Source organism: Sphingorhabdus sp. Alg231-15, from assembly GCF_900149705.1.
GTDB lineage: Bacteria > Pseudomonadota > Alphaproteobacteria > Sphingomonadales > Sphingomonadaceae > Parasphingorhabdus.
In genome coordinates, this window is the sequence record NZ_LT703001.1 from 678509 (window position 1) to 693042 (window position 14534).

Below are 14534 nucleotides of genomic sequence, written 5' to 3' on the forward strand. Positions count from 1 at the left end.
ATCTCAGCTGATTGCGATCAGCCAGAACTCGTTTTGTGCACTGAGGCAGATTTGTATAATTATTGCAGCGGTATCCAATTGCCATGTGCGCCGTAGGGAACCCGATCGGGCAATCTTATTGTCGCTACCGGTTCTGCGTCGAAATTCTTGCAATCCAATATGACAAAGCTTGACTGATCGGTTGCTTCATCATGGACAAAGGTCATGGCATAACCATCATCTTCATCGGTTCCCGTTTGCACGAAAGTGGGTTCACCGCCACGGACGCTAGCCCCCAGTTCGTGCGACTTGCACGCCCCGGATTGCAGATCATATTTGAGCAACGCCTTGCCATAGGTTGGTTCTTCCGGATTACCTTCGCCATCCATCTCCATCAAATAACCATAGCGAGACGGAAGGCCTGTGAACTGTTCATTCACCCGGCCAAAGTCTCCGGGACGATCATCCAGCTGCTCTTCGGTTACCTGACCGGTCTTCAGGTCAATGGTCCAGCGCCACAAATAACCAACATCGCTAAAGTCGCTATGGCTCCAGGAGCCCATGCGGGAAGCAATCATTACGATTTTATCCCCTTCTTCGAAAGCATTGACGGTATGGAAAATCGCGCAAGGCGCAATTTCGAACCATCTCACATCCCCGTTATTGCCATTGCGTGGCATGACCCCCAGACGCGCTCCTGCATTTGGGCGAAATTCATAGGGAAAGCCCTTCATCGCCATTTCGAAATCAAAAACGACCGGCAGATCAAGGAAAATCGCGTAGTTTCGAGTGATCGCAAAATCATGCATCATCACCTTCTGAGGAATATCTATGCCTTCCAGCTGTTTTAACTCTCCATCTGCTCCAACTCGTATATATTGCAGGAAAGGTGCTTGAAAATTCGCATAGGAAAAAGCCAATAATTCTCCTGTTTCAGGACAGATTTTTGGATGAGCGGTCATCGCCGTGGTCAGAGCACCATCGTAATTCTGCATGCCAATAGTGCGGAGATCTTGATCTATGACGTAAGGCCATGCTCCTTCGTTAAGCGCTAGAACCTCGCCATTATGGCTCACAATGTGGGTGTTCGCCTTACTGTGATCCCATTTTCCCATATGGCCTGCTTGCAAAGGATCCTCGCCGAAACCTATCGTTTCGACATATTTGCTTCGATACCATTCGGCATTGCCATCCTGCAGGCGAATACCATGCAATAAGCCATCTCCAAAAAACCAGTGAACCGATTGTCCTGAACTCGGATTGGGTCCTGTCCGTATGTAAGTACCATTTAAATTGTCAGGGATTTCACCTTCTACGACAAGGCCGGTAGCCGCCTTCTCTTCCAGAACAGGGGCCCAGTTGCCACGCAGATGCCAAGGTTTTTCCAATGCTTCAACTGACATAGTATATCCTTCCGATACGGGACTTATCTCAAATAGGCGCCCTTTTTGACTACTGCGAATTTGGTTAGCTTGGTGAGGCAGCTGGAGAGAAGGTTGTCTATTTTCCCTCAAATCACAGCACTTGCAATCGTCCTGCAAATCCGCCATAGGCCCCGCTTCCGCGCAGTTCGGACTTCGAATCACGCGGAAAATGAAGAAAGCCGGAGGGGCGTGTCAGCATGGTGCGGCGTCAGCGATCGGTAACATGAAGGAAATGAAGCATGCCGCATTATGAGCATGTCTTCCTCGCGCGTCAGGATCTGAGCCAGTCTCAGGTCGATAGTCTCGCTCAGGAAGCTACAAAAATTGTTGAAGCCAATGAAGGCAAAGTCGTTTTGACGGAAACCTGGGGCCTGCGTACGCTGGCTTACAAGGTTCAGAAGAACCGCAAAGCCCATTACGTAATGTTGCGTCTCGACGCGCCAACCAACGTGATTGCCGAGCTGGAACGTCAGACCCGTATCAACGAAGACGTGATCCGTTTTCTGACCATCCGCGTGGACGAGCATGAAGAAGGCCCGTCCGTGATGATGCGCAAGCCAGACCGTGACAGCCGCCGTGGTGGTAGCGATCGTGGTGGTGACCGCCCTCGTCGTGACCGCGACGACAGTTAAGCTAGAAAAGGAGTAATAAACATGGGACGTCCATTTTTCCGTCGCCGCAAAAGCTGCCCCTTTTCCGGTAAGAACGCACAACCCATCGACTATAAAGATGTGAAAATGCTGCAGGGATATATTTCCGAGCGTGGCAAAATCGTACCTAGTCGTATCACCGCAGTTTCTGCCAAGAAGCAGCGCGAATTGTCCAAGGCAATTAAACGCGCTCGCCATCTCGGCCTGCTGCCTTACCTCGTGAAATAGGAGCAAGAGACATGGATATTATTTTGCTTGAACGAGTCGAAAAACTGGGCGGCATTGGCGACGTCGTAACCGTGAAAAACGGTTATGCACGCAATTTTCTGCTGCCTAACAAGAAAGCCTTGCGCGCTAACGAAGCGAACAAAAAGGTTTTCGAAGCCAACCGTGCGCAGATTGAAGCGGACAATGAATCGAAACGCAAAGACGCCGAAAAAGCGTCCGGCAATGTTGATGGCAAACAGATCGTTTTGATCCGTGCCTCTTCCGCCAGCGGCCAGCTTTATGGTTCAGTTTCGGTTCGTGACATCGTCGAAACATTGGCTGCCGACGGTGCCAGTGTTGAGAAAAGCATGGTGATCCTCGAAAAACCGATCAAAACGCTTGGTGTTTTCGACGTTCGCATCCGTTTACACCCTGAAGTTTCTGTCACTGTCGAGGTCAACGTGGCCCGCTCTGACGATGAAGCTGAGCTACAGAAAGACGGCATCGACGTGATCGCCCAGATGTTTGAAGAAGAGCAGGCCGAATTGGCTGCTGCGGCTTTGGCACCGGAAAGCGAAGATGACGGTGAAGAAGCTGAAGCAACAGAGGCTGACGAAGCTTCAGATGAAGACACTTCCGAGGAAGCGGCTGAAGAAACAGAAGAAAGCGCTGAAGACAAAGAATAATATTTGTCAGCAAGTGATTGAAAAGCCCGGAGCTGGTGCGTTACAGAGTAACAATCCGCCTCCGGGCTTTTTCTTAGGATTGAGGGCATATTGACCAATAGCTGGCAAAATCAGTTTTCTCAGGATGCTCGGCTCCTGACCCATCTGGTTGATCTACCTACCGATCAAGTGCTGTTATCGCATTTGACGGAAGACGACTATCGCAAGGCAAGCTTTCTCGATCAGCGCATCATTACACCGCAATTGCGGCGACAGCTGGTTCCATGGGCGGCACTGTCCAAGGTCAATCTGCCCCAAGGCGTCGTGCCGCAGTATATTTTTCATATCGGACATGTCGGATCGACGTTGCTTTCACGGCTGCTCGGGGAAATTGATACCGTACTCGCGCTGCGGGAACCGCAGCTTCTACGCACCTTATGTGAAATCTCCCAAATACGACACGAGCCGGAAAGTCCATGGTCGCCGGAAGTCTATGAAAAACGCTTTTCCGAAACCGTCCGTTGGTTATCGCGTGCATTCCATCCTCATCAACGGGTGATGATCAAGGCGAGCAGTTTTGTTAGCGAATTGGCTCCACAGCTACTGGCAATGCCAACGGAAGCGTTGTTTCTTTACGCTCCGCTCGATCGTTACATCCCCACCATATTAGCTGGTGAGGCATCGGTTCAGGAAACGCACATGATGGCCGGTGCCCGTCTCAAAAGACTGACCCAACATCTGGGTGAACCGCCTGCACGGCTTTGGGAGTTATCATTAGCCCAGCGCGTTGCAATGAGTTGGATGTGCGAACTGGTGACGCTTTTCGTAGCGCAGAAGACAAGCCAGTCGGCCAAAATCTTGTGGATGGATTTTGAGGCATTTCTCGACACCCCCCAAGATCAATTGATCACCGCCGCATCACACTTCAATCTTGATCTGTCAGAGCAAAAAGCGGCTGAACTGGTAGCGGGGCCCATCATGTCTTCCTATTCCAAAGCACCGGAACATGATTATAGTCCCAACTTGCGTCAGGAATTGCTGGCAGAAGCCAACCAAAACTATGCCGCTGAGATACGTGCCGCGATAGTGTGGACGGAAAAAATAGCCACCAACTTTCCTCTGGTAGCCGATGCGATGCAATGGATTGAAACGAGAAAATAATGTTTAAGCAGCTAAAATTACTCGACCAAAGCCAGGTCAATGAAATCAAAAAAATCGCCAGTAGCGGTCAATTTGTGGATGGGAAGATCAGCAATCCCCATTCAAAGGTGAAAAACAACCTGCAACTGCATGATCTGGAAGCCTACAACAAAACATCGAAGATTCTCCATGATGCACTAATGTCCAATCCGGAATTCACAGATTTCGCTTTTCCCGAGAAGGTCGCTCCTCCACTGATCACTCGCTATCAACCCGGCATGCATTATGGGCTGCACGCGGATAGTGCGATCATTCCCCTGCCCGATGGGCCCATTCGATCAGACATTAGCTGTACAATTTTTTTGAATGGCCCCGAAGACTATAAAGGTGGGGCATTGTATGTGACTCAAGGTGAAGCCGGCATGCGCTTCAAGGGCGTTCCTGGAACTGCCATCGTCTATCCATCCCATACTTTGCATGAAGTCGAAGCGATCTCGCAAGGTGAGAGAATGGTAGCGATTACCTTCATTCAAAGCCGCATCCGCGATGTCATGAAACGCAACCTCATGTACGAGTTGAACGAAGTTGCGGCACTGGAAGGATTAAATATGCGCGATGAAAACTACACCCGCATGCAAGCGCTGCAATATAATCTCATGCGTATGTGGATGGAGTAGCAATTCCAAATCTTCCAATTTAGCGCTATATTTTTACATGTTGGGCATTAGTGTATCTATCCATGCGATTCATATATAAAGTGCTTCTACTGCCGCTGTTGACTATTTTTGCATGGAACGGTCCAGCGAATGCAAATGAACTTCCACCTCTTAAAGCTTATGGCGAATTGCCTTCGTTAGAGAGAACTGCAATCTCAGCAACGGGCAGATATTATGCCATTGTCACCGCTGACAAAGACCAGAGACGACTGATAATATTAGAGGGCAAAGATCGGCTTTTGAGATCGATAAACCTCGGAACAATCAAGGTTCGCGACGTAGATTGGGCCGGTGATGAATATATAGTGGTCACGGCTTCACAGACAGAACGAATGGGTCGGGGCTTCGCAGCAAATAAGGGGGAGTTTATGCAAGTGTTCATTCACTCCCTGCTGAAAGATGAAGATGCCTGGGTCTTCGAAAAGCAGGCGAGGATCGCGAATGCTATTTTTGGACGCTATGGCTTGCGAAAAATTGATAACCGTTGGTCTGGTTATTTTGGAGGAATGGCGCTCGAAATCGACAATAAACTCCGTTCAAACCGAACCACCACCTATCGTGAGCGGGTCTTCAAAATCGATCTTGATACAAAATCCGACAGTTTGGTCGACGAACAGACGAGTGATTTCAGAGCCTATAGCGACTGGGTTCTGGAGGAAAACGGGCAAGTCGCTGCCAAGCTCAACTTCAACACAGAGAATGGCAAGTGGGAAATAGAGAACGCCAAAGGTAAGACCATTACCAATGGAATGATCAAGCGTGGAAATTTGTCGCTGATTGCGCTTGGAAAAGATGGCGACACGGTCATTTTTCAGCAGGTCGACAATAGCATTAACTCTCAGAAGATTTTTGAAATACCACTATCAGGTGGAGAGAAAAAACGCGTTTTCACTGATCAGGCAATCGCAAGTTGGTTTATCGACAAATCAACGAACCGACTGATCGGATATCGCCGGAAAAATGGCCATAATCGATCCGTTTTTCTGGACAGTGAGCGCAATAAACTGGCCGCCAAAATCAGAAGTGCTTTCAGTAAAGTCAATGTCGACATCATTGATTGGAATGATGAATTTAGCAGAGTAATTGTGTTCACCAATGGAAACGCAGATGCTGGCAGCTGGTGGTCGATTGATCTGAAGGCGTTCAAAGCGGAACTTCTTGGAAGTTCTTATCCAGCCATTCAGGGTCAACAGGTTGGTAAAATCACAACATTTGCCTACCAAGCGCAAGATGGTCTCAATCTGGATGGAATTTTGACTTTGCCGCCTGGACGAAAGCCGGAAAAATTACCAATAATCGTTTTTCCTCATGGCGGCCCTCATTCCCATGACGAAGCCGAATTCAATTGGTGGGCCCAAGCCTTTGCTTCACGAGGATATGCTGTGTTCCAGCCCAATTTTCGTGGCTCCACCAACAAGGACGTAAAATTTCGCAATGCAAGTGAAGGCGAATGGGGCCGTAAAATGCAATCCGACATATCGGACGGACTACAAGCGCTCGTTAGTCTTGGCATAGCCGATGGTGATCGAGCCTGCATCATGGGCGGCTCTTATGGTGGCTATGCCGCTCTGGCCGGTGTGACCGTTCAGCAAGGCCTTTATAGATGCGCTGTCTCTTTTGCCGGTATCAGCGATTTATCTTTGCTCGTTGAGACAGAAAGGAAAGAAAGCGGAAATAGTCGAGGCCTTCGAAGAGCTTTGTTTGCCGAGCTGGGCAAAGGCCGCGACCTCAAGGAAGTCTCCCCGATAAAATTTGCAGAGCGCGCTGACGCACCAATATTGTTGATTCATGGCAACGATGACACCGTGGTCAATATCAACCAATCCAAAGCAATGGCAGATGCATTAAAAGATGCCAAAAAACCTTTCGATTTCATTCGACTAAAAGGCGAAGATCATTGGTTGTCTAGTGGTGATACACGATTGAAGATGCTGGAGGCCGCGGTCAGCTTCACGCTGCGCCACAATCCTCCTGATTGATCAATAGCCCATCAGGCTCATAACTTCCTTGCGGCTACGCGCATCTTCCAGGAAGCAGCCCAGGAGACGGCTCGTCGTCATACCAACACCCGGCGTGCGAACACCGCGGGCGGTCATACAACTATGGCTTGCCTCGATCACAACAGCCACGCCATGGGGCTTCAGATTATCCCAGATACATTCGGCTACTTCCGCCGTCAGACGCTCTTGCACCTGCAAACGTCGAGCGAAGCCGTGAAGTACCCTTGCAAGCTTGGAGATACCGACAACCCTGTCTGTCGGCATATAGGCTATACTGGCCTTGCCGATGATCGGAGCCATGTGATGTTCACAATGCGAATGGAATGGAATGTCCTTGAGCAACACTAGCTCATCATAACCGCCGACTTCTTCGAACGTCCGTGCCAGATGTATGGCAGGGTTTTCATTATAGCCTTCGCAATATTCTTTCCATGCTCTCGCTACCCGCTTTGGTGTGTCCAGCAACCCTTCACGATCTGGATCTTCACCAGACCAGCGCAGTAAAGTCTTCACCGCGTCCTGTACTTCGTCAGGAACAGGAATTTTGGCCGCTTCGCGAGCAGCCAGGGCATCTTCAAAAGTGTCAGAAAAATCGGCCAAAAGGCAATCCTTTACGCGTGGGATACAGATACAATGCAAATAATCTACGCGCCCCAGTGCAACAGTGCAAGTGCACCTAAGACCGTATCTTGTCCAATAAGAGGGAAATGGCGCGCCCGGGAAGATTCGAACTCCCGACCCCTTGATTCGTAGTCAAGTACTCTATCCAGCTGAGCTACGGGCGCGCATTGAAGGCAGTCAGATAGGGGGAGATTCTTCTGCTGGCAAGCCATTTTAACCTGTTTTTTGCGAAACCGCTCTATTTATCTGCTCATCAATTTATGGAGCACAGAAAATGGGCGCATGGGGTACCGGTAGCTTTGAAAATGACAGCGCACAGGATTGGGTGTCTGATGTTACAAGTCTGAGTGATGTGACTGCCAAATTCGATACGCTGGCTAGTCTTGAAGAGCAGGACATTGATGTCGATCTGGCATCAGAGATCATCGCAGCGGCCGAGATTGTTGCGATATCTATGGACCAAGTCGCGCCTGATATTCCCGGTGACCTTCTGAAGAAGCTCGATAAATTAGAAGAAGCCGATGCCGCGCTTATTGAACAGGCTAAAATGGCCGTATCCGAGGTTTTGGGCGACTCCGAGCTGCTCGATCTGTGGTCTGAAGATTCAGAGGACAGCGCTGGATGGAATCTGGCGATTACCGGCCTGATCGCGCGGCTCAATTCCGATGTAGCCGCCAATCCCCCCTCGCCTGCTGAAATCAAAGAGGTTTCCGGTGGCTTCGGTCCTTGCGTCTTTTGCAGCAAGGATATTGACCCAAAGGACCTCACCAGCCTTTCAATTCGCGACATGAGCAGCAAGGACAATATGGCGATGTCCTATGGCGTCTATTGCCACCTGTCCTGCCTGAACGGTAAACTCCATCCCCGCCATCTGATCCAGAACTGGAAATTCAACGTCGACGAGGCACTGGTGGATCAGATCCTAAAGGGTCCAGCTGACTAGCGCTTGTTAAGCGCCGCCTGAGCCGCAGCGAGCCGTGCGATCGGCACGCGATAGGGTGACGCACTGACATAGTCCAATCCGGTTTCTTCGCAGAAGGCGATGGATGCCGGATCACCGCCATGTTCACCACATATGCCAAGCTTGATATCGCCGCGCGTCGCTCTGCCCCGCTCGGCCGCCAGCTCGATCAACTGCCCGACGCCTTCCACGTCGAGACTGACAAACGGGTCGCGCGGGAAAATGCCCTTGTCGACATATTGAGTCAGGAAACGTCCGGCATCATCACGCGACACACCCAGTGTTGTCTGGGTTAAGTCATTAGTACCAAAGCTAAAAAACTCGCCATGCTCAGCGATTTTTCCAGCCATCAAGGCAGCGCGAGGCAGTTCGATCATGGTGCCGACCAGATATTCGATCCGGCGGCCTTTCTCAGCAAAAACCTCTTCCGCCATCCGGTCAACGGCATCTTTCATCAGTTCCAGCTCGCGCGCCGTGGCAACCAGCGGAATCATAACCTCTGGTATGGGCGCTTCACCGCTGGATTCGGCGATTTCGCAGGCCGCTTCAAATATCGCGCGGGCCTGCATTTCATATATCTCGGGATAGGTAACCCCAAGCCGGCAACCGCGATGGCCCAGCATCGGGTTAAATTCATGCAGTTCATTGGCCCGCTGTTTCAGCGTTTCCACACCAACATCCGCAGCAGCAGCCACTTCTTCAAATTCTGACTGATGATGCGGCAAAAATTCGTGCAATGGCGGGTCGAGCAAGCGGATTGTCACCGGTAAGCCGACCATTACTTCAAATATCTGGCGGAAATCCTCGCGTTGTTCGGGGAGCAGCTTGGCCAGTGCTTCCCGCCTGCCCGCTTCATTGGCAGCGAGGATCATCTGGCGAACAGCGGTAATCCGGGAGGTTTCAAAGAACATATGCTCGGTCCGGCACAGTCCGATACCTTCCGCACCGAAATCGCGCGCAACCCTGCAATCCTGCGGTGTTTCGGCATTGGTGCGCACGCCCAGACGGCGGACCTTGTCGGCCCATTCCATCAGGACACCAAAATCGCCAACCAGTTCCGGCTGGATCGTTTTCACGCGCCCGGCCATCACTTGGCCATTACTGCCATCGATCGTCAGAACATCGCCTTCTTTCAGCTCACGATCGCCGATTTTCAGCAGTTTGGTCTCATTATTAATACTGAGCCCGCCCGCACCGGATACACAGGGACGGCCCATGCCGCGGGCCACCACTGCGGCATGTGACGTCATGCCACCACGGGCCGTCAAAATGCCCTTGGCCGCGTGCATGCCGTGAATATCTTCTGGCGAGGTTTCGACCCGCACCAATATCACGTCGTCGCCCATTTCGGTGCGGTGTTCAGCAGTATCGGAGTCGAATACGATAATCCCGCAGGCTGCGCCCGGAGAGGCTGGTAAACCCGTAGTCAGCACATCGCGCTTGGCATCGGGATCCAGCGTTGGATGAAGCAATTGGTCCAGCGCCATCGGATCAACCCGCGCTACAGCTTCTTCTTCGGTAATCAGGCCGTCATTCGTCATATCCACTGCGATCTTCAGCGCCGCCTTGGCCGTTCTTTTACCGGACCGTGTCTGCAGCATCCACAATTTGCCGCGTTCGACGGTAAATTCGATATCCTGCATGTCACGATAATGGCGTTCCAGCAGATCAAACACGTTGGTCAGCTCGCCATAGGTCTCGGCCATCGCCTCTTCCATCGACAGCGGCTTGGCATTGGCCTCTTCCCGCGCAGCTTTGGAGAGATATTGCGGCGTGCGAATGCCCGCGACAACATCCTCACCCTGCGCATTGATCAGCCATTCGCCATAATAGGCGCTGTCACCGGTTGAAGGATTGCGGGTAAAGGCCACACCGGTTGCCGATGTTTCGCCCATATTGCCGAACACCATCGCCTGTACGTTGACCGCAGTGCCCCATTCAGCGGGAATGTCGTTGAGCCGACGATAGACTTTGGCCCGCTCTGCCTGCCAGCTGCCAAAAACGGCACTGACTGCGCCCCAGAGCTGGTCGTTCACATCTTGCGGAAACGGCTTGCCCCATTGTTCTTCGACAAGGCCCTTATATTCCGCCACTAGCGCTTTCCAATGCTGAGACTCCATCTCAGTATCCGTGAAGAAGCCATTATCTTCCTTGGCTATTTCCAGCGCTTCCTCAAAGCTATCATGATCCAACTGCAGCACAACATCGCTATACATCTGAATGAACCGACGATAGCTGTCCCAGGCAAAACGCTCGTCGCCAGAGGTTTTTGCGAGGCCTTCAACAGTTTCATCGTTCAGGCCGAGGTTGAGCACCGTATCCATCATGCCGGGCATGGATGCCCGCGCACCGGAACGGACCGAAACCAGTAACGGATCAGCCGCATCGCCGAATTTCTTGCCGGTAATCGTTTCGATATGCGCCACGCCTTGCGCGACTTCACCGGTTAGGCTGTCGGGATAGACGCCGTCATCCTGCATGAAGCGCGTACACATTTCGGTGGAAATCGTGAAACCAGGAGGTACTGGCAGGCCAATATTGGCCATTTCGGCGAGATTGGCACCCTTGCCGCCCAGAAGGTTGCGCGCATCCGTTGCGTCAGTTGGCGCACCATCCGCGTCCACACCACCACCGAAACGATATACATATTGGGTCATTTTATGATCCACTCCGCAATTTTACGGTTTCAAAGTTCACACGGTTCACAGGGTCTTTTCTGACCGTCATGTCGAGCATGTTCTGACCTGTTCTTGACCCGTCGTAATGCCAAAGTTCACACAAATCACAGACCATAAATTCCGTTCATGCTCAACGGAGGAGGAGCATTTGCCCATCGCAAAGTTCACACAATTCACACGATGTTGATCGGCAATCATATCACCCCTCAATTTTCGAAAAATCAGCGACTTGGTGCACGGCTGTGCGGAAACGGGCAAGCAATGCAAGCCGCGCTGTCCGTTTGTCTTCGTCGCTGTCATTCACGGTCACATCCTCGAAAAACTGGTCAATCGGCGCGCGCAGGTCGGCCAGTGCGGTCATCGCGCTGGTAAAGTCTTCGCTTTCGATCGTGGCCGCCACTTTGGGCTGCGCGGAATCGAGTGCGTCGATCAGTGCCTTCTCTGCTTTTTCGGGCGTGTAGGAAAGGGATTTTGTATCGCTCTGCTCTGCGCTTTCCTTCTTCAAGATATTCGAAGCACGCTTGTAGCCAGCCAGTAGGTCCTCACCATCCTGCGTCTCGACAAAAGCCTGCAACGCCTTCACGCGCGCGAGCAAGCGGACCAGATCGTCCTCTCCGCCTAGGGCGAAAATCGCGTCGATCAGGTCGTGACGGACGCCTGCTTCGCGTTGTTGAACTTTGAGGCGATCAACAAGAAAACTTCTAATAAGAGCGGGAGCCGCCAAAAAAGCATCTTTCATCTCATCGAAAAGCTTATCACCGAACGGGCTAGACTTTGCTCCGTCTCGTTCTTTCTTTCGGATAGCTTCGATCGCGTCTGAAACTTCCCAATCAATTTCTGTCACATAATGAACAAAGGCACTAACTTCCTTTGCTTTGCCAGCTTTACCGCATGAATATGCAATTTCACCGAGAGCAAATTCAATAGCACTGGACCAAGACAATCTTAAGTTAGTTGATTCCAACAGCGTTAGAATTCCGATAGCGGCTCTTCGTAGGGCATACGGATCCTTCGATCCCGTAGGCTTCTCGCCAATTGCAAAAAACCCGACAAGTGTATCCAGCTTATCCGCCAAACTCACCGCCACCGTCACCGGATCAGTCGGCACTTCATCACCCTGCCCAACCGGCTTGTAATGATCGCGGATCGCGTTTGCGACCGCCTTGGACTTGCCCTGTTTCTCTGCATAATAGCCGCCCATCAGACCTTGCAGGTCGGGGAACTCGCCCACCATTTCGGTGACGAGATCGGCTTTGCAGAGACGTGCGGCCTCGGACACTTCACCATGAAATGTATCGCCGGGGTTGGGCTGGTCAAAACCATTCCCTTCTAAAGAAACCAACCACTCGGCCAACTTGGCCACACGCTCTACCTTGTCGGCAACCGTGCCCAGTTTTTCATGGAACACAATGTTGCTCAATTTCTTGGCATGATCTTCCAGCGCCGTCTTCTGGTCAAGCTCCCAGAAGAATTTGGCGTCGGACAGCCTTGCCGCCAGCACTTTTTCATTACCCGCAACAATCGCCTTGCCGCCGTCGCTGGCGTCAATATTGGCAGTGCAGATGAAATTCGGTGCCAAGTCCCCCTCCCGTTTACGGGAGGGGTTAGGGGTGGGATTGCCTGTGGTTCCAGGCCCACCCCCGGCCCCTCCCGCGAGCGGGAGGGGGGTACGGCAGATAAAATATTTTTGGTTCACCCGGGCGGTGAGCTGGATGACCTCCTCTGGTACATCCAGAAACGCCGGGTCAAAGCCGCCCAGCAGCGGGACCGGCCATTCGGTCAGGCCGGCATTTTCGATCACCAGGCCCTCGTCCGCAACCAACTCAAGTCCGCCGTCCGATGCCGCCTTGGCCGCACCCTCGCGAACAATCGCTTCGCGTTCCGCCTGATCGACCAGCACGTGGCACGCCCGCAGTTTCTCGGCATAATCACCGGCATTGCCGATCGTTACCACTCCGTCATGGTGGAAGCGATGGCCGACGGTTTCATAACCTGACGCCACGCCGTCAATTGCACAGGCCACCAGATCATCGCCCAATATCGCGACAATGCCGGACAAAGGCCGCACCCAGCGCAGGCTTTCGGTTGACAGACTCGCATCACCCCAGCGCATGGATTTGGGCCATGGGAAGGCTTTGATGATTGCCGGGATCGCTTCCGACAGAACCTCTTTGGTATCACGGCCCGGCTTGTTGATCACCGCAAAATAGGTCGCACGCCCTTTGACGTCGCGTACTTCCAGCTGATCGCGAGTCACGCCGTTTTTGCGACAAAATCCGTCAACCGCCTGATCCGGTGCACCTTCCGGCGGCCCCTTGGCTTCTTCATTCACCGCTTCGGTCTGCGCAGGCAGATCCTTTGCAATCAGCGCAAGCCGCCTTGGCGTCGAATAAACGGTGATATTGCCAGCTTTGAGGCCAGCATCAGCCAATTGGGCGACAAATAACCGCTCCAGATCGGCACGGGCCTTGGCCTGCATACGGGCGGGAATTTCTTCAGAGAGCAGTTCGAGCAGGAAATCAGCCATTACGCGTCCCACCCGTTCTTCGCCATATAGGCTTCACAACTGCCTTTCGCGAGGTCGCGGACACGGCCCATATAGCTGGCGCGCTCCTGCACAGAGATCACGCCGCGCGCCTGCAACAGGTTGAACACATGACTCGCCTTGATCGCTTGTTCATAGGCTGGGATAGGCAGTTTCGCCTCGAGGCAATTTTCACATTCGCCAACCGCTTTGTTGAACAGGTCAAACAGCGTTTCGGTATTGGCAACCTCAAAATTCCACTCCGACATCTGCTTCTCATTATCTAAGAAGATATCGCCGTAACTGACTCCATTCCCATTATAATCCAGATCATAGATACTATCGACGCCCTGAATATACATGGCGAGCCGTTCCAGTCCGTAAGTCAGTTCGCCGGCTACTGGCTTGCAGTCAAAGCCGCCCATTTGCTGGAAATAGGTGAACTGCGTCACCTCCATGCCGTCGCACCAGACTTCCCAGCCCAGACCCCAGGCGCCCAATGTCGGGCTTTCCCAGTCATCCTCGACAAAACGGATGTCATGCAGCATCGGATCAATGCCGATCGCAGTCAGACTATCGAGGTAAAGCTGCTGGATATCCGGCGGCGATGGCTTGAGGATCACCTGATATTGATAATAATGCTGCAAACGGTTCGGATTTTCCCCGTAACGCCCGTCGGTAGGTCGACGGCAAGGCTGCACAAAAGCCGCATTCCATGGGTCGGGGCCAAGCGCGCGCAAAGTGGTTGCTGTATGAAACGTTCCAGCACCCATTTCCATGTCATAAGGCTGCAAGATTGCGCAGCCCTGTTCACTCCAATAATCGTGGAGTTTCAGGATGATCTGCTGGAAGCTGAGAGGCTTCTGGTCGGTCAAAGTGATAGCTTTCTTCGCCAAAGAATTTGGGTGTGCAATATGTGTCGCGCTTGCTTTGGCGAAAGCACGCCATAGGGTCAAGCCGTGATTGGCG

General features: G+C 52.2%; 12 protein-coding genes and 1 tRNA gene. 7 read left to right on the forward strand and 6 right to left on the reverse strand.

The window, feature by feature from the left end; all coding sequences use genetic code 11:
• Positions 1-59 precede the first annotated feature (59 nt).
• Positions 60-1382 carry a carotenoid oxygenase family protein gene (locus DG177_RS03245; RefSeq protein ID WP_337658468.1) on the reverse strand — a complete coding sequence of 441 codons (1323 nt, stop codon included), beginning with the start codon at positions 1380-1382 and terminating at the stop codon, positions 60-62.
• Positions 1383-1642: 260 nt separating this feature from the next.
• Here DG177_RS03245 and rpsF point away from each other — a divergent pair, with 260 nt between their 5' ends.
• From rpsF to DG177_RS03275, 6 genes are all read left to right on the forward strand, one after another.
• Complete coding sequence (gene rpsF / locus DG177_RS03250) at positions 1643-2035, forward strand: 30S ribosomal protein S6 (RefSeq protein WP_108810186.1); 393 nt, start codon at positions 1643-1645, stop codon at positions 2033-2035.
• A 21-nt stretch (positions 2036-2056) separates the two neighbouring features.
• Positions 2057-2281 (forward strand): 30S ribosomal protein S18, encoded by a 225-nt coding sequence (gene rpsR / locus DG177_RS03255; protein WP_108810187.1) that lies wholly within the window; start codon positions 2057-2059, stop codon positions 2279-2281.
• 11 nt (positions 2282-2292) lie between these two features.
• Complete coding sequence (gene rplI, locus DG177_RS03260) at positions 2293-2946, forward strand: 50S ribosomal protein L9 (RefSeq protein WP_108810188.1); 654 nt, start codon at positions 2293-2295, stop codon at positions 2944-2946.
• A gap of 90 nt (positions 2947-3036) precedes the next feature.
• The gene (locus DG177_RS03265) at positions 3037-4086 is read left to right on the forward strand and encodes a hypothetical protein (protein WP_108810189.1); all 1050 of its coding nucleotides are present in this window, start codon (positions 3037-3039) and stop codon (positions 4084-4086) included.
• Complete coding sequence (locus DG177_RS03270) at positions 4086-4742, forward strand: Fe2+-dependent dioxygenase (protein ID WP_108810190.1); 657 nt, start codon at positions 4086-4088, stop codon at positions 4740-4742. Before DG177_RS03265 ends, DG177_RS03270 begins: the two co-directional genes overlap by 1 nt.
• A 278-nt stretch (positions 4743-5020) precedes the next feature.
• Positions 5021-6760: an alpha/beta hydrolase family protein gene (locus tag DG177_RS03275; RefSeq protein ID WP_337658469.1), complete on the forward strand. Its 1740-nt coding sequence runs from the start codon at positions 5021-5023 to the stop codon at positions 6758-6760.
• Here the strand turns inward: DG177_RS03275 and folE are convergent, their stop codons facing one another.
• Together folE and DG177_RS03285 are read right to left on the reverse strand one after the other, a co-directional pair.
• Positions 6761-7381, reverse strand: coding sequence for a GTP cyclohydrolase I FolE (folE, locus tag DG177_RS03280; RefSeq protein ID WP_337658470.1), 621 nt, complete (start codon positions 7379-7381; stop codon positions 6761-6763).
• 108 nt (positions 7382-7489) lie between these two features.
• Positions 7490-7566 (reverse strand) — tRNA-Arg (locus DG177_RS03285).
• A 110-nt stretch (positions 7567-7676) separates the two neighbouring features.
• On the opposite strand from DG177_RS03285, the gene DG177_RS03290 reads away from it, so the two are divergent.
• The gene (locus DG177_RS03290; RefSeq protein WP_108810192.1) at positions 7677-8345 is read left to right on the forward strand and encodes a DUF4259 domain-containing protein; all 669 of its coding nucleotides are present in this window, start codon (positions 7677-7679) and stop codon (positions 8343-8345) included.
• Here the strand turns inward: DG177_RS03290 and ppdK are convergent.
• The 3 genes from ppdK to DG177_RS03305 all read right to left on the reverse strand — a co-directional run bounded on the left by ppdK (position 8342) and on the right by DG177_RS03305 (position 14440).
• Positions 8342-11020 (reverse strand): pyruvate, phosphate dikinase, encoded by a 2679-nt coding sequence (ppdK, locus tag DG177_RS03295; protein ID WP_108810193.1) that lies wholly within the window; start codon positions 11018-11020, stop codon positions 8342-8344. The genes DG177_RS03290 and ppdK overlap by 4 nt on opposite strands.
• Positions 11021-11240: 220 nt before the next feature.
• Positions 11241-13568 (reverse strand): glycine--tRNA ligase subunit beta, encoded by a 2328-nt coding sequence (gene glyS, locus DG177_RS03300; protein ID WP_108810194.1) that lies wholly within the window; start codon positions 13566-13568, stop codon positions 11241-11243.
• Positions 13568-14440, reverse strand: coding sequence for a glycine--tRNA ligase subunit alpha (locus DG177_RS03305; protein WP_108812743.1), 873 nt, complete (start codon positions 14438-14440; stop codon positions 13568-13570). Before DG177_RS03305 ends, glyS begins: the two co-directional genes overlap by 1 nt.
• Positions 14441-14534 lie beyond the last annotated feature (94 nt).

Bases quoted from the DNA above. Each gene is read 5' to 3' on its own strand.
- rpsF (WP_108810186.1), top strand. From the start codon at position 1,643: ATGCCGCATTATGAGCATGTCTTCCTCGCGCGTCAGGATCTGAGCCAG.
- DG177_RS03270 (WP_108810190.1), top strand. From the start codon at position 4,086: ATGTTTAAGCAGCTAAAATTACTCGACCAAAGCCAGGTCAATGAAATC.
- glyS (WP_108810194.1), bottom strand. From the start codon at position 13,568: ATGGCTGATTTCCTGCTCGAACTGCTCTCTGAAGAAATTCCCGCCCGT.
- rpsR (WP_108810187.1), top strand. From the start codon at position 2,057: ATGGGACGTCCATTTTTCCGTCGCCGCAAAAGCTGCCCCTTTTCCGGT.
- ppdK (WP_108810193.1), bottom strand. From the start codon at position 11,020: ATGACCCAATATGTATATCGTTTCGGTGGTGGTGTGGACGCGGATGGT.
- DG177_RS03290 (WP_108810192.1), top strand. From the start codon at position 7,677: ATGGGCGCATGGGGTACCGGTAGCTTTGAAAATGACAGCGCACAGGAT.
- rplI (WP_108810188.1), top strand. From the start codon at position 2,293: ATGGATATTATTTTGCTTGAACGAGTCGAAAAACTGGGCGGCATTGGC.
- DG177_RS03245 (WP_337658468.1), bottom strand. From the start codon at position 1,382: ATGTCAGTTGAAGCATTGGAAAAACCTTGGCATCTGCGTGGCAACTGG.